This is a genomic window from Comamonas sp. NyZ500, from assembly GCF_016772095.1.
Taxonomy (GTDB): Bacteria; Pseudomonadota; Gammaproteobacteria; order Burkholderiales; family Burkholderiaceae_C; genus Comamonas; species Comamonas thiooxydans.
Genome location: NZ_JAEIJE010000007.1, coordinates 12,263 through 31,656, shown reverse-complemented (window position 1 = coordinate 31,656; position 19,394 = coordinate 12,263). Strand labels below are relative to the sequence as shown.

Genomic DNA, 19,394 nt, shown 5'->3' with positions numbered 1-19,394 from the left:
AGTCCCTTTGAACCTGATTGCGCAAGCGGTGTCTTGACGACCGCTTGCCCGAGATCATCCTCGCGCAGGGAAGCTGTCCAAGGTGTCAGACCGCGACTGGCCATGTCTTTGCTGGCTCGCCGCGCAAACCATGCGGCCCCTGCTTCGTTTTTCTGGCGGAGCATTCATGAATTCATCTTCTTCCACATCGGCCAATCGGGCCCTGGCCCCGGTGACGGCTAAGGAGCGCGTCTTTGCCTGGCGCGACCATGCCTCGCTGTGGTTCAGTCTGGGCGTGGGCCTGCTGGTCATGCAGATGGGGGCCTATCTGCTGCCCGCGCTCAGCCCGCTGCATGCGCTGATCGCAATCGGCATAGGCTCGCTGATCGGCGCCGGCCTGCTGGGCTGGGTGGGCAAGCTGGGCTGCGACAGCGGCCTGTCCAGCGCCGGGCTGATGCACAGCGTCTACGGCCGCCGCTTCGCACGACTGCCTATCGTGCTCAACATCATCCAGCTGCTGGGCTGGGGCAGTTTCGAGCTGGTGGTGATGCGCGACGCCACCGTGGCGCTGGGCAAACAAAGCGGCATCATGGGCGCTGCCTATTGGCCCTGGCTGGCCACGCTGCTCTGGGGTGGCGTGATCCTGCTGCTGATGAGCGGCTCCATGACCACCCTGGTGCGCCGCATCATTTCGCGCGTGGCCTTGCCGCTGGTGATTGCCTCGCTGCTGTGGCTGAGCTGGCAATTCCTCAAAATGGCCGGCGCCACCGGCCTGGGCAACTTGATGGCCCGCGAAGGTGCAGGCGGCATGAGCATGCTCGGCGCCGTCGATCTGGTGATCGCCATGCCCATCAGTTGGCTGCCGCTGGTGGCCGACTATGCGCGCCACGGCAAAAGCGGCAAGTCCGCGCTGACGGGTGCCTGGACCGGCTTTGCCCTGGCCAATATCTGGTGCTACTCCCTGGGCGTGCTGGTGGCCCTGACCCTGCCCAGCGAAGACCTGGTCACGGCCCTGCTGCTGGCCCAGGGCGGGCTGATTGCGCTGTCGCTGATTCTGATCGACGAGGTGGACAATGCCTATGGCGATGCCTACTCGGGCGCCATGTCGGCCCACAGCCTGCAACCGCGCTGGAGCATTCGCCGTTGGGGCCTGCTGATCGCGGCCCTGTGCACGGCGCTGGCCATGGTACTGCCCATGCACAGTCTGGAGCCGTTTTTGCTGTTGCTCAGCTCCTGCTTTGTGCCGCTGTTCGGCGTAATGCTGGGTCGCCTGGCATTTGGCACCGATGCCGTACAACTGATGCAAAAAGCGCCCGCCGTGCGCTGGGATGCCGTGACCATCTGGGTGCTGGGGATTGCCTTCTATCACCTGCTGCCCTATGTCAGCACGGCCCTGGGCTCGGCCCTGCCCACGCTGGCGCTGACCTTTGTGGTGGCAGTCGCCACACGCCAGCTGCAGCCGCGCTCCGTTGCTGCCTGACTGAAACTCAAAGGCAATAGCATCACACGCGCGGTAGAAAGGCTCTGCAGCCATCTCCTCTGTTCTTACTTGGCGCCCGCCGCCTGCAGCATATGAACCACGGCCTTCTGCCCGCGCTGGCGTGCATGGGCCAGGGCCGTCACCCCATCCTTGTCGGGCAGATTCAGATCCGCCTTCGCGTCGATCAAGGCCTGGATGATGGCCTGATGGCGCGGCCCGCCGTCGCTGAGCACCACGGCTTCCATCAGGCAGGTCCAGCCCAGCCGGTTGACATGGTTCACATTCACGCCGGCGGCGATCAGCGCCTGGGCTGTTTCCAGATGGCCGCGCTCGCAGGCCGGAATCAGGGCCGTGCCGCCATAGCGGTTGGTGCTCTTGAGATCGGCGCCATAGGAAATCGTCATGCGCACAATCTCCAGCCGGCCCTGCGCGCCGGCCAGCAGATAGGCGCTGTCCTGCATCTGGTTCTGGATATTGGGGCTGGCACCGTGCATCAGCAGCGATCGCGCCACTTCGATATGGTTGGCCGCCGTGGCCAGCAGCAACGGGGTATTGCCCCGGGCGTCCTGCACGTCGACAGGCGCGTTGCCGGCCAGCAGATTGCGCACCGCCACGACATCGCCCTGCGCGGCAGCGGCCAGCAATTGCTGGCCCGGCATCTGCGGGTCCCCGGCTTTTGGCGCCGCAGCGGCGGCAGGTGTTACAGCCGGAGCATTCGCCGACGCCCTGCTCTGGCAGGCCGTGAGCAGGGTCGCGGCGGCCAGAGCCGTCATCGCAAGCGTCAATCGAGTGGTCAACGAGGCGCTCCCATGGGCGCGAACTGGCTGGTTCATGGCATTCCTTTATGACTGTCGGGTGTTCAGCCCCTGTCAGCTTTCTACAGGAACTATAGCTAGCCACGCAAGTCCGATGAGGGTTACAGCCTGTTTTTAATCGTTCGAAGGAGAATCTGCCCCGTGCCTTGCAACCGCTGGATCCGCACCGCCGCCACTTCAAGCCTGATCGCGCTGGGTGCGCTCACCGCCGGCCTGCTGCCGGCCCTCGCACAAGCCCAGGAATTTGTCAGCATCAAGGGCACGACCGTGAATGTGCGCGAGCAGCCCAACACCCGCTCCGCAACCCTCTGGGAACTGAGCAAGGGCTATCCGCTGCAAGTCACCCAGCGCAAGGGCCAGTGGCTGCGCGTCAAGGACTATGAGTCCACGCTGGGCTGGGTCCACGCCCCGCTGACCAGCAAGAGCCCGCATATGGTGGTGACGGCGCGCACGGCCAATCTGCGCTCCGGCCCCGGCCAGAAGCACAAGCGCGTGGGCAAGCTGGAGCAGCATGAGGTGCTGCAGACTCTGAAAAAGCAAGGCAGCTGGGCCCAGGTCCAGCGCAGCAACGGCCAGAGCGGCTGGGTGGCCAAGAATCTGGTCTGGGGCTGGTAAGCCCTGCAACACGAACACCCAAAGAAAAGGCCTGCAGCAGCAGGCCTTTTCTGCGGGTGCCGGCAATCAGCCTTCGACGATCATCTGCGCGCGCGGCGCATAGCCGTGATTGAGGGGGCCGTGACCCTGGCCGGTATAGACCTCGGCGCCGGCCTCGATGGCGCCCAGAATATAGCTGCGCGCCTCGGTCACCGCGGCCTCCAGCGCCAGCCCCTGGGCCAGGAAGGAGGCAATCGCCGACGACAGCGTGCAGCCCGTGCCATGGCCGTTATGGGTGACGATGCGCTGTGACTGCAGGCGCAGATAGTCGCCGGCCTGCCGGCCTTGTCGGCCCAGCACATCCATGACCAGATCGCCGCTCAGATGCCCGCCCTTGAGCAATACGGCCGGCGCGCCCATGGCCAGCAGATCGGCCACGGCCGCATCCAGCGCTGCAATGCCGTCGATGTTGCGACCCAGCAGCAAAGCTGCTTCATCCAGATTGGGTGTAATCACCGTTGCCAGCGGGAACAGCTCCTGGACCAGCGCCTGTGCCGTCTCGGGAACGATCAGGCGATCGCCGCTGGTGGCCACCATCACGGGGTCCAGCACCACGTTCCTGATCCCGTGGCGACGGATCGCATCCGCCACCACGCTCACCACATCGGGGGTTGCCAGCATGCCGATCTTGACGGCATCGACGCCTATGTCCTGCACAACGGCATCGATCTGGCCGCGCACGGTATCGAGCGGAATGCCGTGAATACCCGTCACGCCCAGCGTGTTCTGCACGGTGATGGCCGTGATCGCCGTCATGCCGTAGCAGCCCAGTGCCGCACAGGTCTTGAGGTCGGCCTGGATGCCGGCACCACCGCCGCTGTCCGAGCCGGCGATGGAGAGCACGCGTGCATAGCGCTTTTTTGCGGCGCCGGAGATGAAGGAAGAAGCAATCACTGTCATGGCAAAAATTATCGCCCATGCGCATGGTCAATGCGTGCTGTTTGCGGTTGTGCTGTAATGTCCAACGGACGAAACAGGGGTGTCCCGCAGGCAAGCAGCCTGTGCGGACTGAGAAACACCCTGGGGCTGCGCCAGCCACGGGCTGCGCACCAGAGCACCATCCGTGCCCTGTGCCCCCTGCACCCGATCCAGGTCATGCTGGCGTGGGGAGTTTCACAAGCCGCAAGGCATGCCGCGTTTTGTCCTGCACATGGCCCTGTTCCTGTGTCCGGATGGAAAACGATTTGCACATGTCATTGCTACAAGCTTCTTCAAAGATCGCAATTCTCGGCGGCGGCCTCATGGGCCGTCTGCTGGCTCTGGCCCTGGCCCAGCGCGGTCACGCCATCGACCTCTATGACGCCCATGGCCCGCAAGGCGATGGTGCTGCGGCGCGCGTGGCGGCTGCCATGCTGGCGCCGCTGGCCGAGTCGGCCATTACCGAGCCCGGCGTGGTGCGCATGGGCCAGCATGGGCTCAAGCGCTGGCCCGAGCTCATAGCTCAGCTCGAGCAGCATGTGTTTCTGCAGCAAAACGGCACGCTGATTCTCTGGCACCGCCAGGATCAGGGCGATGCGGCGCGCTTTTTCGGTCTGCTGGAGAAAAACCGGCGCATCAACCCCAGCCTGCCGGCCATGCAGGAGAAGACCGGCGCGGCGCTGCAGGACTGCGAGCCCGCGCTGCAGGGACGCTTCAACCAGGCCGTCTATCTGCCCGGCGAAGGCCAGCTCGACAACCGTCAGCTGCTGACGGCGCTGGTCGACAAGCTCAGCGCCCTGGGCGTGCAGCTGCACTGGGACAGCCCGCGCGAGGTCGGCGACTTCCGTCCCGGCGAGGCCGGCCAGCCCGACTTCGTGTTCGACTGCCGGGGCCTGGGGGCCCGCAGCCAGTGGAAGCAGCTGCGCGGCATTCGCGGCGAGGTGGTGCGCATCCATGCGCCCGAAGTCACGCTGCAGCGCCCCACACGCCTGATCCATCCACGCTACCCCATCTATATCGCGCCCAAGGAAGACCATCTGTTCGTGATTGGCGCGACCGAGATCGAATCCGACGATATGTCGCCGGCCAGCGTGCGCTCCACGCTGGAGCTGCTGAGCGCGGCCTATACCGTGCACTCGGGCTTTGCCGAAGGCCGGATTGTGGAGATCGCCACCCAGTGCCGCCCCACCCTGCCCGATAATCTGCCCGCCGTGCGCCTGCTGACGCCGCGCGTCATGGAAGTCAACGGCCTCTACCGCCACGGCTTCATGATCTCGCCCGCCATGCTCGACGTGGTGCTGGAGCTGGTGGACCGCAACGACTCGCCGCTGGCGCGCGAGTTCGATGTCGCCGTGCATCGCGGCTGAGCCGCGAGCCCGAACTTTGGCGCACAGCACTTGCACCTCCTGCGCACGCAAGCGCCGCCGTGCAGAGGTTTAACTTAGCACCCGCTTTATTTTCTGTTTCATGCCATGAAGATCACCCTCAACCAGCAAGCCACCGAGCTGCAAGCCCATGCCACCGTGGCCGATGCGCTGGCGCAGATGCAGGCCAAGCCCCCGTTTGCCGTGGCGGTCAACACGGTGTTTGTGCCCAAGACGCAGTACGCCGACCATGCGCTCAACGAGGGCGACAGGATGGAAGTCATCTCTCCAGTGACAGGCGGCTAGGAATGACCTCCCTGAGTCGCTTCGCGCCTTCCCCCTGGGGGCGACACCCTCGCGGCGAGGCGGCTCTTGCTCGGTGTCACTGACTGGGCACATGCCTGTTTGAGGCTCACTGGGCTTCACACGCATTGCGGTACAAAGACAAGAGATATAGATAAATCATGAATACAAAAACCACCGACGACACCCTGGTTCTCTACGGCCAACGTTTTGAAAGCCGCTTGCTGCTGGGCACCTCGCGCTATCCCTCGCCCGCCATTCTCGAAGCGGCTGTGGAGCGTTCCAGGCCCGCCATGGTCACGGCCTCGCTGCGCCGCCAGGGCAGCAATGCGGCCGAGACCGGCGCCAGCTTCTGGGAACTGCTGCGCAAGCTCAACGTGCCCGTGCTGCCCAACACGGCAGGCTGCATGACCATCCAGGAAGCCGTGACCACGGCCCAGATGGCGCGTGAAGTCTTCGACACACCCTGGATCAAGCTGGAGCTGATCGGCGACGACTACACGCTGCAGCCCGACACGCTCAACCTGGTGGAGGCTGCCTCCATCCTCATCAAGGACGGTTTCCAGGTCCTGCCCTACACCACCTACGACCTGGTGCTGTGCCAGAAACTGGTCGACGTGGGTTGCCAGGCCGTCATGCCCTGGGCTGCGCCCATAGGCACCGGCCGCGGCCCCATCAACCCCTATGCCATGCAGATGCTGCGCGAGCGCCTGAAGGTGCCGCTGATCGTCGATGCCGGCCTGGGCCGCCCCTCCCATGCCTGCACCGTGATGGAATGGGGTTATGACGCCGTGCTGCTGAACACCGCCGTGGCCTTGTCCGAAGACCCTGTGGCCATGGCCGGCGCATTCTCCGATGCCGTCAATGCCGGTCACGCCGCCTGGCGCGCTGGCGCCATGGCGGAGCAGAACGCCGCCCAACCCAGCACGCCCGTGCTGGGCACCCCTTTCTGGCATCAGGAATAAAGGCCGGCCCATGGACTCCGCAGAAATCAAGGCCCTGGCACAAGCCATCATCCACCAGCACAGTGCCAATTTTGGCGCCCAGTTGCACCACGATGCCAATTCGGTCGAGCTGACGCCCCAGCCCGTGCCGCCCGCGCTGCGCCAGGAGCCCGCCTATCTGGCTGCGCTGGAAGCCTGCAGCCAGCTGGGCTTTATCGCCGTGGATGCACAAACACTGGCCCAGGCCTGGCAGTGCCAGAGCGAACGCACCAACCAGTTCGATGTCACCCACTGGCCCGACGACCCACGCGACTTCGGTCTCGGCAAGGCCGACCCGGCACTGGCTTTTGCCCATTGCCCGAGCGAGCTGGGCCTGTATGGCGTGCTGCCCACGGCCGAATGGGTGGGTCGCATGGCCCGCGCGGGCGTGCCCACGGTGCAACTGCGCTTCAAATCCGGCGACCAGGCCTCCGTGGCCCGTGAAGTCAAGGCCGCTGTTGAAGCCGTCAAGGGCACGCAGGCACGCCTGTTCATCAACGACCACTGGCAGGCCGCGCTGGACGCAGGCGCCTACGGCATCCATGTGGGCCAGGAAGATCTGGACGTGATCGGCCAGCGCGATCTGGAGACCATCCGCAGCTCGGGCACACGCTTGGGCGTCTCCACCCATGGCTACGCCGAGATGGTGCGCGCCCATGCGGTCCAGCCCAGCTATATCGCCCTGGGCGCCGTATTCCCGACCACGCTCAAGAAGATGGCGACTGCCCCGCAAGGTCTGGCGCGTCTGGCGGCCTATGTGCGACTGATGCAGCAATACCCGCTGGTGGCGATTGGCGGCATTTCCGAGGACCTGTTCCCCGCCGTGCGCGCCACGGGCGTGGGCTCGGTAGCCGTGGTGCGCGCTCTGGTCAACGCCCCCGATCCGGAAGCTGCGGCCCAGCATCTGCTGCAGCGCATGCAGGCCGCAGCCTGAGCGCATCTACCTCCGACTCAATAGCTGCCAGCGCTTGATATAGGTGCCGGCAGCTTTTTTACTGCATGCTCAACGACTGCAGCCATGCCGTACATGCCTGGTGCACGAAACTCCGGAAATGACAAGATTGAATGCCCGCAGCCAGCGGGCATTTTTGCTGGCAGCCGCTGTGCAGACCGCATATCTGCTGGGTTTTCTTGATCGGCGCAAGCCCTGTTCGCGGTAAAAGCGGACGCACAGGTGACAACCCTGAGTCCCCCAGTTGCGGCACAGCCGGTCCCACACGCGACAATGGGGCGGTTACCAGTCACGCATAAGACAGAACATGGACGAGCCAATTCTTAGTATGGAAGAACGTGAGGCGATCAACTCTGGTCGCTGGTTTTCATCCCTTTCGCCCTCTTTGCGGCACGACATTCTTCGATGCGCTTACGTCAAACGATACAAAGATGGCATGCTCATCTGCGCTCGCGGCGAACCGCCCGAGGAGTGGATTGCCTGTGCACGTGGAGCGGTGCGGGTCAGCTCCACCTCCATCACGGGCAAGCAGATCACGCTGACCTATGTGGAGCCGGGCATCTGGTTCGGGGATGTCGCGATTCTGGATGGCGACAAGCGCACGCACGACGCCTATGCGCATGGCGAGACCACGCTGCTGTGCGTCTCCAAGGCGGACTTCAAGCGCATTCTGGCAGAGCATGTGGAGTTTTCCGAAGCGATCCTGCGCCTCAACGCACGCCGAGTGCGCCAGCTCTACGGTCTGGTGGAAGACCTCAACACCTTGCCGCTGCGCGCGCGCCTGGCCAAGCAGCTGCTGCACCTGACGCGCAGCTATGGCGTGATGAGCCTGTCGGACAGCAACGAGATCCGCATCGGCCTGCATCTGGCACAGGAAGAGTTGGCGCAGTTGCTGGGCGCCTCGCGCCAGCGCGTGAACCAGGAGCTCAAGTCCATGGAGCGCGAGGAAGTGATTCGCATCGAGCCGGGCGGCCTCATCGTGCGCGACCGGGTGACGCTGCTGCGTATTGCAGACACGGATCATTAACCCCCCCTGAGCCGCTTTGCGGCTTCCCCCCACGGGGGACGACATCTTCGCTGCGGGGCGGCCCTTGCTTGATGTCTCACTCTTGGGCTGCGCCTGTTTTCGGGGCAGCTATCTTTGGCCGTCCTCAGCGTTCACGCTTTCTTGCATCTTCGCCGCGCGTTCTGCGGCAGCACTCCCATTTCACGCATTCGCTCGCCGCACTTTTGTGCGGCGTGGCGGGCTGCGCCTTGCCCATCACAAATCGAACAAAGGACTGAGACAGCATGAGCACTTATGAGCATTTCGTCGGCACCCGCGCGGTTTCCGATCAGCATGCGTTTGATACCAATGCCATGACCGACTGGATGAGCCGGCATGTCCAGGGCTTTGAAGGTCCGCTGCAGGTGGAGATGTTCAAGGGCGGCCAGTCCAACCCCACCTACAAGCTGATCACGCCCGGCAAAAGCTATGTGATGCGCGCCAAGCCCGGTCCCGTCGCCAAGCTACTGCCTTCGGCCCATGCGATCGAGCGCGAATACCGCGTCATGAAGGGCCTGGCCGGCACCGATGTTCCCGTGCCGCATATGTATGCGCTGTGCGAGGATGAATCCGTCATCGGCCGCGCCTTCTACATCATGGAGTTCATGGAAGGCCGCGTGCTCTGGGACCAGTCCCTGCCCGGCATGACGCCTGCGCAACGCGCCGAGATCTACGACGAGATGAACCGCGTGATCGCGGCCCTGCACAGCGTGAAGTTTGCCGAGCGCGGCCTGGCCGACTACGGCAAGAGCGGCAATTACTTCGAGCGCCAGATCGGTCGCTGGAGCAAGCAGTATGTGGCTTCCGTGACCCAGCCCATCCCCGAGATGGACAAGCTGATGGAGTGGCTGCCCGCCCATATGCCGGCCAGCGCGCGCGACGAGGGACGTGTCTCCATCGTGCATGGCGACTACCGCCTGGACAACCTGATGTTCCACCCCACCGAGCCACGCGTGATCGCCGTGCTGGACTGGGAGCTGTCCACGCTGGGCCACCCGCTGGCCGACTTCAGCTACCACTGCATGAGCTGGCATATACCGGCCGAGCTGGGCCGCGGCATCGCGGGGCTGGACATCGCGGGCCTGGGCATCCCTGCCGAGCACGATTACATCCAGCGCTACTGCCAGCGCACCGGCATTGCCGATGTGGCCACGCTGCAGCGCGACTGGAACTTCTACCTGGCCTACAACATGTTCCGCATCGCGGCCATCCTGCAAGGCATTGCCAAGCGCGTCGAGGCCGGCACGGCCTCCAGCGCCCAGGCCAAGGCCTCGGGCGACACCGCCCGCCCCATGGCGGAGCTGGCCTGGTCCTTTGCTCAGCGCGCCTGACTTTTTATCCACCACCACGCAACTTGACCGTCCCACAATAAAAGGAGCACTCATGGACTTCGACTACTCGCCCAAAACCAAGGACTTGCAGCAACGCCTGCTCAAGTTCATGGACGACTACATCTACCCGGCGGAAAAGGAATATGCCGAGGAGATGCAGGCCAACACGGCCGCCGGCAAGCGCTGGACGCCACTGCAAACCATTGAAAAGCTCAAGCCCAAGGCCCAGGCTGCGGGCCTGTGGAATCTGTTTCTGCCCGTGGACAGCGCCGAAGCCTCGGGCTACCACGGCGCGGGCCTGACCAACCAGGAATACGCACCGCTGGCCGAAATCATGGGCCGCGTGCCATGGGCTTCCGAAGTCTTCAACTGCTCCGCGCCGGACACCGGCAATATGGAGACCATTGCACGCTACGGCAGTGCCGAGCTCAAGGAGCGCTGGCTCAAGCCCTTGCTGGAAGGCAAGATCCGCTCGGCCTTCGCCATGACCGAGCCCGAAGTCGCCTCCTCCGACGCCACCAATATCTGCACGCGCATCGAGCGCCAGGGCGACGAATACGTGATCAACGGCCACAAGTGGTGGATCTCGGGTGCCGGCGATCCTCGCTGCCAGGTCTTCATCACCATGGGCAAGACCGACCCCGAAGCGGCCAAGCATTCGCAGCAGAGCATGATCATCATCCCGGCCGATGCCAAGGGTATCCGCATCGAGCGCCCGCTGAACGTGATGGGCTATGACGATGCGCCCCACGGCCACATGGAGATGTATTTCGAGAACGTGCGCGTTCCCGTCGGCAATATTCTGCTGGGCGAAGGGCGCGGCTTCGAGATCGCCCAGGGCCGCCTGGGCCCGGGCCGCATTCACCACTGCATGCGACTGATCGGCCTGGCCGAGCGCGCGCTGGAGCTGATGTGCAAGCGCGCCAGCAGCCGCGTGGCCTTCGGCAAGAGCGTGGCCCAGCAGACCGTGACGCAGGAGCGCATTGCCGAAGCGCGCTGCAAGATCGACATGGCGCGCCTGCTCACGCTCAAGGCCGCCTGGCTGATGGACGTGGCCGGCAACAAGGTGGCCAGGACCGAGATCGCCATGATCAAGGTCGTCGCCCCCAGCATGGCCTGCCAGGTCATAGACTGGGCCATGCAGGTCCACGGTGGAGGCGGCATGTGCGACGACTTCCCGCTGGCCTATGCCTATGCCGCAGCACGCACGCTGCGCTTTGCCGACGGCCCCGACGAGGTGCACCGCAACGCGATCGCCAAATGGGAGCTGGGCAAATACGGCAGCTACGGCAAGAACGCCGAAGTGCCCATCACACGCGGCGGCTGATGCGAGGCGGCAGGAGCGGATCACGCCGCTCCTGCTCCTCGGAAACAAAAACACCCCGTCAGCCACGGCTGCGGGGTGTTTTTGTTTCGAAGGCAGGCTTGTTACTCGCTATCAACAAAGAAGCTTATACCGCCTTATATCAAAGGATTTCAGATGCAAAACATATTGAAATTCAATGAATACATACGATAAAAGCTCCTTAATCAATAGCAACATAGCTAACAGCACCAGGCCCGGCACCGCACGCCCGTACCGTGCTTAGAAGCTCTCCCACTCGCCATCGTCTGCCGTTGCTGCCTTTTGCGGCTGGGGCGCTGCTGCGCTTTTCGCGGGGCTCAGGACCGGCGGCTTGCTCCCCGCCGACATCGCCGGGCGCTTGAGCGCAGCCGACGGGGCCTTGAGCGGGGCCGGAACCTTGATCGCAGCCCTGGCAGGCGCGGACTTGAGCGCCGCAGGCGCCAGGGCTGGCGTGGCTTGCAGACCGGACTGGGCGCCGAGCTTGAAGAAGCTCACCGTCTCGGCCAGCGCGGCGGCCTGGCTACGCAGCGCGTCGGTCGCGGCTGCGGCCTCCTCCACCAGGGCAGCGTTCTGCTGGGTCATCTGATCCATCTGCGTCACGGCCTGGGTGACCTGCTCGATGCCCGAGGTCTGCTGGTGGCTGGCCACCGAGATCTCGCCCATGATGTCAGTGACACGGCGCACGCTCATCACGATCTCGTCCATGGTCCTGCCGGCCTCGTCGACCTGGGTGCTGCCTTCCTGCACCTTGCTCACGGAGTCGTCGATCAGCTGCTTGATCTGCTTGGCCGCCTCGGCCGAGCGCTGGGCCAGGGTGCGCACTTCGGAGGCCACCACGGCAAAGCCACGGCCCTGGTCACCCGCACGGGCCGCTTCCACCGCCGCGTTCAGCGCCAGGATATTGGTCTGGAAGGCGATGGAGTCGATCACGCCGATGATGTCCACGATCTTGCGCGAGGAATCGTTGATGGCCGACATGGTCTGCACCACCTGGGCCACGGTGGCACCACCGCGTACGGCCACCTGGGACGCTGCAGACGCCATCTGATTGGCCTGCTGGGCATTGCCGGCGTTCTGCTGCACGGTGGCGGTCAGCTCTTCCATCGAGGCCGCCGTCTGCTCCAGCGAGCTGGCCTGCTCTTCGGTGCGCGAAGACAGATCCTGGTTGCCACTGGCAATCTGGCTGCTGGCCGAGGCAATCGAGTCCGTGCCCTGGCGCACCTGACCCACGATGCGCTGCAGGCTGGTGTTCATGTCCTTGAGCGCCTGCAGCAGCTGGCCCACTTCATCCTGGCTTTGCACGGTGATGCTGGCGCTCAGATCGCCCGCAGCCACGGACTGGGCCAGCTGAACGGCCGACTGCAAAGGACGCGAGATGGAGCGTGCGATCAGCACCGCCAGCGCCACACCGATGACGATGGAGCCCAGCAGCAGCGCCATCACCCACCAGCGAGCAGCGGCATACAGGTCATCGCCGGCCTGATTGGTTTCCTCGGTCGCCTGATGGTTGATCTCGCTGAGAGCATCCAGACGTGTATTGATGCCGCGGCTGATCTTGAGCGACTCGCCGCGCAAGATTTCGCTGGCCTCATCGTTGAGCAGCTGATGCGACAGATCCACCACCTTGGCCGTCTGCACGGCATAGGCCTTGAGCTCCTCGCCGATTTCGGCCAGCAGGGCTCGCTCCTTCTCGGTTCTCACGTACTTGGCATACGACTGCTGGTTCTGGACCAGCTCGTCCCAGAGCTTGGGCATGCTCTTGTCATAGACCGCCATTTCCTCGGACGACTGCGCCATCACATGCTGCATGGTCTGCGAGCGATAGCGCTGAAGCTGATAACGCATGTCCTGCAGGTTGCGGGCCGCCGGCAGCCACTGGCGCGCCAGATCGGTGGCCGTGGCATTGACACGCTCCATCTGGACCAGGCCATACAGACCCGATACCGCACTGATCAGCAGGATCAGCACAAAAGACACCAGCAGCTTGTTGGCCAGCTTGAGGTTGCGAAAGAAGTTCATGGGGGAATTGGGCGCCTGGGCGACCTGCAAGGTCTGGCACCTGCGAGATGGGGAATGGGGAAAACTGCCTGAAAGCGCGTACACACTGCGCGCGCCTGCGAATTCTATTCAGAATTTGTTACTTCGAGTAACGACATCCATGAATAAAACCGATGGTGGCATCAGGGGCATAGCTGGGTTCAAAAAGACACCCCGATGAAGCACTCAAAAACCCTGTCGAAGGCCATTGCATCCTTACAGCCGTCCGGCATGAGAAAATCAGCCCTTATTTATCAGCAAGAACAACGGATTCACCATGGAAGCAGAACGCGTCAACTCTATCGGCAACACCCTCCAAGATCTGGCCGAGCGCACGGCAGATCTCCGGAGGTATCTTTGACTACGATGCCAAGTACGAACGCCTGCGCACGGTAAACGCCTCGCTGGAAGACCCTGCCGTCTGGAACGACCCCAAGAAGGCACAGGAGCTGGGCAAGGAAAAGAAGTCGCTCGACTCCGTCGTGCTGACCCTGGAGAAGCTCACCACCGAACTGGCCGACAATTCCGAGCTGTTCGAGATGAGCAAGGAAGAAGGCGATGATGCCGGCCTTGAAACCATCGAAGCCGAAACCGCCAAGCTCAAGCCGCTGATCGAGGAGCTCGAGTTCCGCCGCATGTTCGGCGGCGAAGCCGATCCGCTCAACTGCTTCATCGACATCCAGGCCGGCGCCGGCGGCACCGAAGCCTGCGACTGGGCCAGCATGCTGCTGCGCCAGTACCTGAAGTACGCCGAACGCAAGGGCTTCAAGGCCACGGTCGAAGAAGAGACTCCGGGCGACGTAGCCGGCATCAAGAGTGCCACCATCAAGGTCGAAGGCGAGTATGCCTACGGCCTGCTGCGTACCGAAACCGGCGTGCACCGCCTGGTGCGCAAGTCGCCCTTCGACAGCTCGGGCGGCCGTCACACCAGCTTTTCATCGCTGTTCGTCTACCCCGAGATCGATGACTCCATCGAGATCAACATCAATCCGTCGGATGTGCGCACCGACACCTACCGCGCCTCGGGCGCCGGCGGTCAGCACATCAACAAGACCGACTCGGCCGTGCGCCTGACCCACATTCCCACGGGCATCGTGGTGCAGTGCCAGGACGGTCGTTCGCAGCACAGCAACCGTGACGTGGCATGGCAGCGCCTGCGCTCCAGGCTGTACGACTTCGAGATGCGCAAGCGCATGGAAGAGCAGCAAAAGCTCGAGGACACCAAGACCGATGTGGGCTGGGGTCACCAGATCCGCTCCTATGTGCTGGACAACAGCCGCATCAAGGACTTGCGCACCAACGTTGAAGTCTCGGCCACCCAGAAGGTGCTGGACGGCGACCTGGATGTGTTTATCGAAGCCTCGCTCAAGCAAGGCCTCTGATCCTAGAAAGGAATCGATATGCTGCAACTGCGTGACGGGCAAGCCCCGGCCACCGCGATTTACCGTGCCGACTACGAGGCCCCGGCCTGGTGGATAGACACGGTGGACCTGACTTTTGACCTGGACCCGGCCAAGACGCGCGTGCTCAGCAAGATGCGCGTGCGCCGCAACCCCGAGGTGCCGGCACAGGCGCTGCGCCTGGACGGCGACGAGCTGAATCTGGCGCGAGTGATGGTCAACGGCGGTGGTACCTCCTTCAAGATGGATGGCGACCAGCTGGTGCTGGAGAACCTGCCCGAGGGCAACGAGCCCGTGGAGCTGGAGATCTTCACCACCTGTGCCCCCATCAAGAACACCAAGCTCATGGGCTTGTATGTGAGCGAGGACACGTTCTTCACGCAGTGCGAGGCAGAAGGCTTCCGCCGCATCACCTACTTCCTGGACCGCCCCGACGTGATGGCCATGTACACCGTCACGCTGCGCGCCAGCAAGGCCCAGTACCCGGTGCTGCTGTCCAACGGCAATCTGGTGGAGTCCGGCGACCTGGAGGATGGCCGCCACTTTGCCAAGTGGGTCGATCCGCATAAAAAGCCCAGCTATCTGTTTGCGCTGGTGGCCGGCAATCTGGTGGCCCGCGAGCAGAAGATCAAGAGCCGTGCCGGCCGCGATCACCTGCTGCAGGTCTATGTGCGCCCCGGCGACCTCGAAAAGACCGAGCACGCCATGAACTCCCTCATGCACTCCGTGGCCTGGGACGAGGCGCGCTTTGGCCTGAGCCTGGATCTGGACCGCTTCATGATCGTCGCCACCAGCGACTTCAACATGGGCGCCATGGAGAACAAGGGCCTGAACATCTTCAACACCAAGTATGTTCTGGCCAGCCAGGCCACGGCCACCGACACCGATTACGCCAATATCGAATCCGTCGTCGGTCACGAATACTTCCATAACTGGACGGGTGACCGCGTCACCTGCCGCGACTGGTTCCAGCTGAGCCTCAAGGAAGGCCTGACGGTCTTCCGCGATCAGGAGTTCAGCATGGACATGGCGGGCACGGCCTCGGCACGTGCCGTCAAGCGCATCGACGATGTACGCGTGCTGCGCACCGTGCAGTTCCCTGAAGATGCAGGCCCCATGGCCCACCCCGTGCGCCCCGACAGCTATATCGAGATCAACAACTTCTACACGGTCACGATCTACGAAAAAGGTGCGGAAGTCGTACGCATGCAGCACAACCTGGTCGGCCGCGAAGGCTTTGCCAAGGGCATGAAGCTGTACTTCGAGCGTCATGATGGCCAGGCCGTGACCTGTGATGACTTCTCGCAAGCCATTGCCGACGCCAACCCTGACTCTGCTCTGGCCCAGCATCTGCAGCAATTTCGCCGCTGGTACAGCCAGGCCGGCACGCCTGTGCTCAAGGCCGTGGGCCAGTACGATGCCGACGCCCGGACCTATACGCTGACGCTGTCGCAAAGCTGCGCGCCCACCGTGGGTCAGGCCGAGAAACTGCCTTTCGTCATTCCCGTGCAAATGGGTTTGCTCACGGCCAGCGGCCAGCCCATCGCCCTGCAACTGCAAGGCGAGGATGCGGCCCAGGCAGTCACCAGCCGCATGCTGGTGCTGACCGAAGCCGAGCAAAGCTTTGTCTTCAGCAATGTGAGCGAAGCCCCCGTGCCCTCGCTACTGCGCAGCTTCAGCGCCCCCGTGGTGCTGGAGCATGAATTCAGCGATGCCGATCTGCTGACCCTGCTGGCCCATGACAGCGACCCGTTCAATCAATGGGAAGCCAGCCAGCGCTTGGGCCTGCGCTATGCCCTCAAGGCGATCGCTGCCAGCGGCGAAGTCAGTGCCGAGATCCTGCCGGCAGACTTCATCGAAGCCATGCGCCGCGTGCTGCGTGATGACAAGCTGGATGCGGCTTTCAAGGACCTGGTGCTCACGCTGCCGTCCGAGAGCTATATCGCCGAACAGTTGGCCGAGGTCGATCCGCAGCGCGTTCATGCGGTGCGCGAAGCCATGATCTTGCAACTGGCGACCGCGCTGCAGCCCGAGTGGGAAGCCGCCTGGGAGGCCAACCGCGACACCGGAGCCTACCGCCCCGACCATGTCAGCGCCGGCCGCCGTGCACTGGCAGGCCGCGCCCTGTCCATGCTGTGCCTGCAGGCCGCCCGGACTGGCGACACGGTCTGGCCCGGCAAGGCCTACCAGCGCTGCAAGGACGCCGGCAATATGACGGACCGTATGGCCGCCCTCTCCGCTCTGGTCTACAGCGCCAGCCCTCTGGCCGAGCAGGCACTGCAGCGCTTCCATGCTCTGTTCAAGCAGGATGCACTGGTGCTGGACAAATGGTTTGCCCTGCAAGGTGCAGCCAGCGACCGCGGCGGCGATGTGCTTCCGGCAGTCAAGGCGCTGATGAAGCATGCCGACTTCCAGATCAAGAACCCCAACCGCGCACGCAGCCTGATCTTCAGCTACTGCAACAATGCCGGCGCCTTCCACCGCGCCGATGCGGCGGGCTATGTGTTCTGGGCCGATCGCGTGATCGAGATCGACGGCATCAACCCCCAGGTGGCCTCCCGCCTGGCCCGGGTGATGGACCGCTGGAAGAAACTGGCTGAGCCTTACCGCTCTGCGGCCCGCGAAGCCATCGCCCGTGTGGCTGCCAAGCCCGATCTGTCCAACGATGTGCGCGAGGTCATCACCCGCGCCCTGGCGGACTGATGGGTCTGAACATGCTTGCTCGACACGCGGCTCGGGGCATGAAGGCCCTTGCCGTCGCTGCGGCGAGCATGTCGCTGAGCACTCAGGCAGCAAAGCCTGATGCGGGATTCGAAGCCCGTTTTGCGCCCCTCTATGCCACTGTCTTCAGCGAAGGCGGCAGCTTCAGCGGGCGAGCCATGAGTGCCGATCTGCAGGCGCTGGAGCCGCTGTTGAAAAAGCCGGGGTTCGCTGCACGCGATATCTTCCGGCTCTACTACACACAGGCCAGCGTCTACGCTCGCCGCGGCATGCCCAAAGAGGCAGCCGAAGCAGCGCAGACGGCACTGACGGCTTTGTCCGGCACTCAGGATCCTGAGCTGTCATACGCTCATTTTTTCCTGCGCTACTCAAGCATCCGCTGGCTGGCAGATGACGGGCAGCATGAAGCGGCGCTCAAGTGGGTCAAAGCCTTTCAGGCTCAATATCCGCTGCAGCAGATTGCCGTGCTACCCGCCGAAATGCGCTGGGACGAGAGCGTGAGGCCTGCACGGGCTCTGGATTTTCCGAGCCAGATGCAGATTCTCGGCGTCTATGAGGACGAAGGATATCTGCTGCATGAACTGGGGCGGTTTCGCGCGGCCAGGCAAGCCAACGAGCGACTGCTTCCTGTCGCGCGTGAACGCCTCAAAGCCATGGGCAAGCTGCAGCAAATACGCGGTGTACTCACCAATGTTGCGCAAAATTGCTATGAGCTGGGCGATCTGAAGCAAGCTGCCATCTATCTTCAGGAGCGTCTGCAGATTGCGCAGGCGGCGCAAGACCATGCCACCGTCTACGACAGCTATTTCCAGCTCATGGTCCTTGCCCATGAGCAAAAGCAAGAACCGCAGGCCCGCCAATGGCTGGCCCGCTATGAACAATACGCGCTGAACCAGAAAGACAGCAAGCAGCAAACCCGCGCCAAGGAGCTGCTGGCAGAACTGGAGCAGCGCAATGCAGGGCGTCCAGGCAAGTGATCGGGCCCCCTGCCCTCAGTCCATTTCAGATTTGCATCGAATATCAAGGAGTTGAAGCATGAAGAAAAACATCAGCCTGACCCGCTATCTGGTCGAGCAACAACGTGTTGACGGGCTCATCCCCGGCCAGTTGCGCCTGCTGCTGGAAGTGGTGGCCCGCGCCTGCAAGCGCATCAGCTTTGCCGTGAACAAAGGTGAGCTCGGCGACGTCATGGGTACGGCCGGCAGCGAAAACGTGCAGGGCGAAGTGCAGAAAAAGCTGGACATCATCGCCAACGAGACCCTGATTGAAGCCAATGAATGGGGCGGCCACCTGGCCGCGATGGCGTCGGAGGAAATGGAAGGCATCTATGTGGTGCCCAACCGCTACCCTCAGGGCGAATACCTGCTGATGTTCGACCCCCTGGACGGTTCGTCCAATATCGACATCAACATGTCCATCGGCACCATCTTCAGCGTGCTCAAGAAGCCTGAAGGCCACCCTGGCGTGCACGACAGCGACTTCATGCAGCCCGGCACCCAGCAGGTGGCTGCCGGCTACTGCATCTACGGTCCCCAGACCACACTGGTGCTGACCGTGGGCGACGGTGTCTCCATGTTCACGCTGGACCGCGAGCAAGGTTCGTTCGTGCTCATCGAGGAAAACGTCAAGATCCCCGAAGACACCAAGGAATTTGCCATCAACATGTCCAATATGCGCCACTGGGACGCCCCGGTGAAGCGCTACGTGGACGAATGCCTGGCAGGTGCAGACGGCCCGCGCGGCAAGAACTTCAACATGCGCTGGGTTGCTGCCATGGTGGCCGACGTCCACCGCATTCTCTGCCGCGGCGGCATCTTCATGTACCCCTGGGACAAGCGCGAGCCGCAAAAGGCCGGCAAGCTGCGCCTGATGTACGAAGCCAATCCCATGAGCTGGCTTGTCGAGCAGGCCGGCGGCATGGCCACCAACGGCCGCCAGCGCATCCTGGACATCCAGCCAACGCAGTTGCACGAGCGCGTGAGCGTCGTCCTCGGCTCCAAGAACGAAGTGGAACGCGTGACCAGCTACCACCTCGAGGCCGATGAAAAAGCGCTATAATCTATAGCT

At 63.4% G+C, this 19,394-nt stretch carries 16 protein-coding genes and 1 riboswitch; of the genes, 13 read left to right on the top strand and 3 right to left on the bottom strand.

Annotated elements, in window-relative coordinates:
• Nucleotides 1–166: 166 nt before the first annotated feature.
• On the top strand, nt 167–1,459 hold the full coding sequence (locus tag JAO85_RS12470) for a cytosine permease (protein WP_202788179.1): 1,293 nt from the start codon (nt 167–169) through the stop codon (nt 1,457–1,459).
• Between the two features lie 65 nt (nt 1,460–1,524).
• Here JAO85_RS12470 and JAO85_RS12465 read toward each other — a convergent pair whose 3' ends face one another.
• Nucleotides 1,525–2,292 (bottom strand): ankyrin repeat domain-containing protein, encoded by a 768-nt coding sequence (locus tag JAO85_RS12465; RefSeq protein ID WP_039050556.1) that lies wholly within the window; start codon nt 2,290–2,292, stop codon nt 1,525–1,527.
• Between the two features lie 123 nt (nt 2,293–2,415).
• Between JAO85_RS12465 and JAO85_RS12460 the strand changes: the two genes are divergently transcribed.
• The gene (locus JAO85_RS12460) at nt 2,416–2,889 is read left to right on the top strand and encodes an SH3 domain-containing protein (protein WP_012838931.1); all 474 of its coding nucleotides are present in this window, start codon (nt 2,416–2,418) and stop codon (nt 2,887–2,889) included.
• Between the two features lie 66 nt (nt 2,890–2,955).
• On the opposite strand, the gene thiD is transcribed toward JAO85_RS12460, so the two are convergent.
• Nucleotides 2,956–3,828 (bottom strand): bifunctional hydroxymethylpyrimidine kinase/phosphomethylpyrimidine kinase, encoded by an 873-nt coding sequence (gene thiD / locus JAO85_RS12455; RefSeq protein ID WP_202788178.1) that lies wholly within the window; start codon nt 3,826–3,828, stop codon nt 2,956–2,958.
• 65 nt (nt 3,829–3,893) lie between these two features.
• Nucleotides 3,894–4,055, top strand: a riboswitch (TPP riboswitch).
• A gap of 63 nt (nt 4,056–4,118) precedes the next feature.
• On the opposite strand from thiD, the gene JAO85_RS12450 reads away from it, so the two are divergent.
• From JAO85_RS12450 to JAO85_RS12420, 7 genes are all read left to right on the top strand, one after another.
• Entirely contained in the window at nt 4,119–5,213 is a 1,095-nt protein-coding gene (locus tag JAO85_RS12450; protein ID WP_012838933.1) for an FAD-dependent oxidoreductase, read from the top strand.
• A gap of 105 nt (nt 5,214–5,318) precedes the next feature.
• Nucleotides 5,319–5,516, top strand: a complete 198-nt coding sequence (gene thiS / locus JAO85_RS12445) for a sulfur carrier protein ThiS (protein WP_003061260.1) — start codon at nt 5,319–5,321, stop codon at nt 5,514–5,516.
• A 158-nt stretch (nt 5,517–5,674) separates the two neighbouring features.
• Nucleotides 5,675–6,478 (top strand): thiazole synthase, encoded by an 804-nt coding sequence (locus JAO85_RS12440; RefSeq protein WP_003061258.1) that lies wholly within the window; start codon nt 5,675–5,677, stop codon nt 6,476–6,478.
• A gap of 10 nt (nt 6,479–6,488) precedes the next feature.
• Nucleotides 6,489–7,430 carry a thiamine phosphate synthase gene (gene thiE, locus JAO85_RS12435; protein WP_039050553.1) on the top strand — a complete coding sequence of 314 codons (942 nt, stop codon included), beginning with the start codon at nt 6,489–6,491 and terminating at the stop codon, nt 7,428–7,430.
• A 325-nt stretch (nt 7,431–7,755) separates the two neighbouring features.
• Entirely contained in the window at nt 7,756–8,475 is a 720-nt protein-coding gene (locus tag JAO85_RS12430) for a Crp/Fnr family transcriptional regulator (RefSeq protein WP_034349335.1), read from the top strand.
• Nucleotides 8,476–8,738: 263 nt separating this feature from the next.
• Complete coding sequence (locus JAO85_RS12425; RefSeq protein ID WP_057092614.1) at nt 8,739–9,824, top strand: phosphotransferase; 1,086 nt, start codon at nt 8,739–8,741, stop codon at nt 9,822–9,824.
• 52 nt (nt 9,825–9,876) lie between these two features.
• Entirely contained in the window at nt 9,877–11,151 is a 1,275-nt protein-coding gene (locus JAO85_RS12420) for an acyl-CoA dehydrogenase family protein (RefSeq protein ID WP_012838936.1), read from the top strand.
• Nucleotides 11,152–11,409: 258 nt separating this feature from the next.
• On the opposite strand, the gene JAO85_RS12415 is transcribed toward JAO85_RS12420, so the two are convergent.
• Nucleotides 11,410–13,188, bottom strand: coding sequence for a methyl-accepting chemotaxis protein (locus JAO85_RS12415; RefSeq protein ID WP_202788177.1), 1,779 nt, complete (start codon nt 13,186–13,188; stop codon nt 11,410–11,412).
• Between the two features lie 295 nt (nt 13,189–13,483).
• On the opposite strand from JAO85_RS12415, the gene prfB reads away from it, so the two are divergent.
• The 4 genes from prfB (at nt 13,484) to JAO85_RS12395 (ending at nt 19,385) form a co-directional block, all read left to right on the top strand.
• Nucleotides 13,484–14,588, top strand: a protein-coding gene (gene prfB, locus JAO85_RS12410; protein ID WP_100086375.1) for a peptide chain release factor 2 whose coding sequence is annotated in 2 segments (ribosomal slippage) — nt 13,484–13,564 and nt 13,566–14,588 — 1,104 coding nt in all. Because the reading frame shifts where the segments join, the coding sequence is not laid out codon by codon here.
• A gap of 18 nt (nt 14,589–14,606) precedes the next feature.
• Entirely contained in the window at nt 14,607–17,309 is a 2,703-nt protein-coding gene (pepN, locus tag JAO85_RS12405; RefSeq protein ID WP_202788176.1) for an aminopeptidase N, read from the top strand.
• An 11-nt stretch (nt 17,310–17,320) separates the two neighbouring features.
• Complete coding sequence (locus tag JAO85_RS12400) at nt 17,321–18,304, top strand: hypothetical protein (protein WP_237734822.1); 984 nt, start codon at nt 17,321–17,323, stop codon at nt 18,302–18,304.
• A 58-nt stretch (nt 18,305–18,362) separates the two neighbouring features.
• Nucleotides 18,363–19,385: a class 1 fructose-bisphosphatase gene (locus JAO85_RS12395; RefSeq protein ID WP_003061245.1), complete on the top strand. Its 1,023-nt coding sequence runs from the start codon at nt 18,363–18,365 to the stop codon at nt 19,383–19,385.
• Nucleotides 19,386–19,394 lie beyond the last annotated feature (9 nt).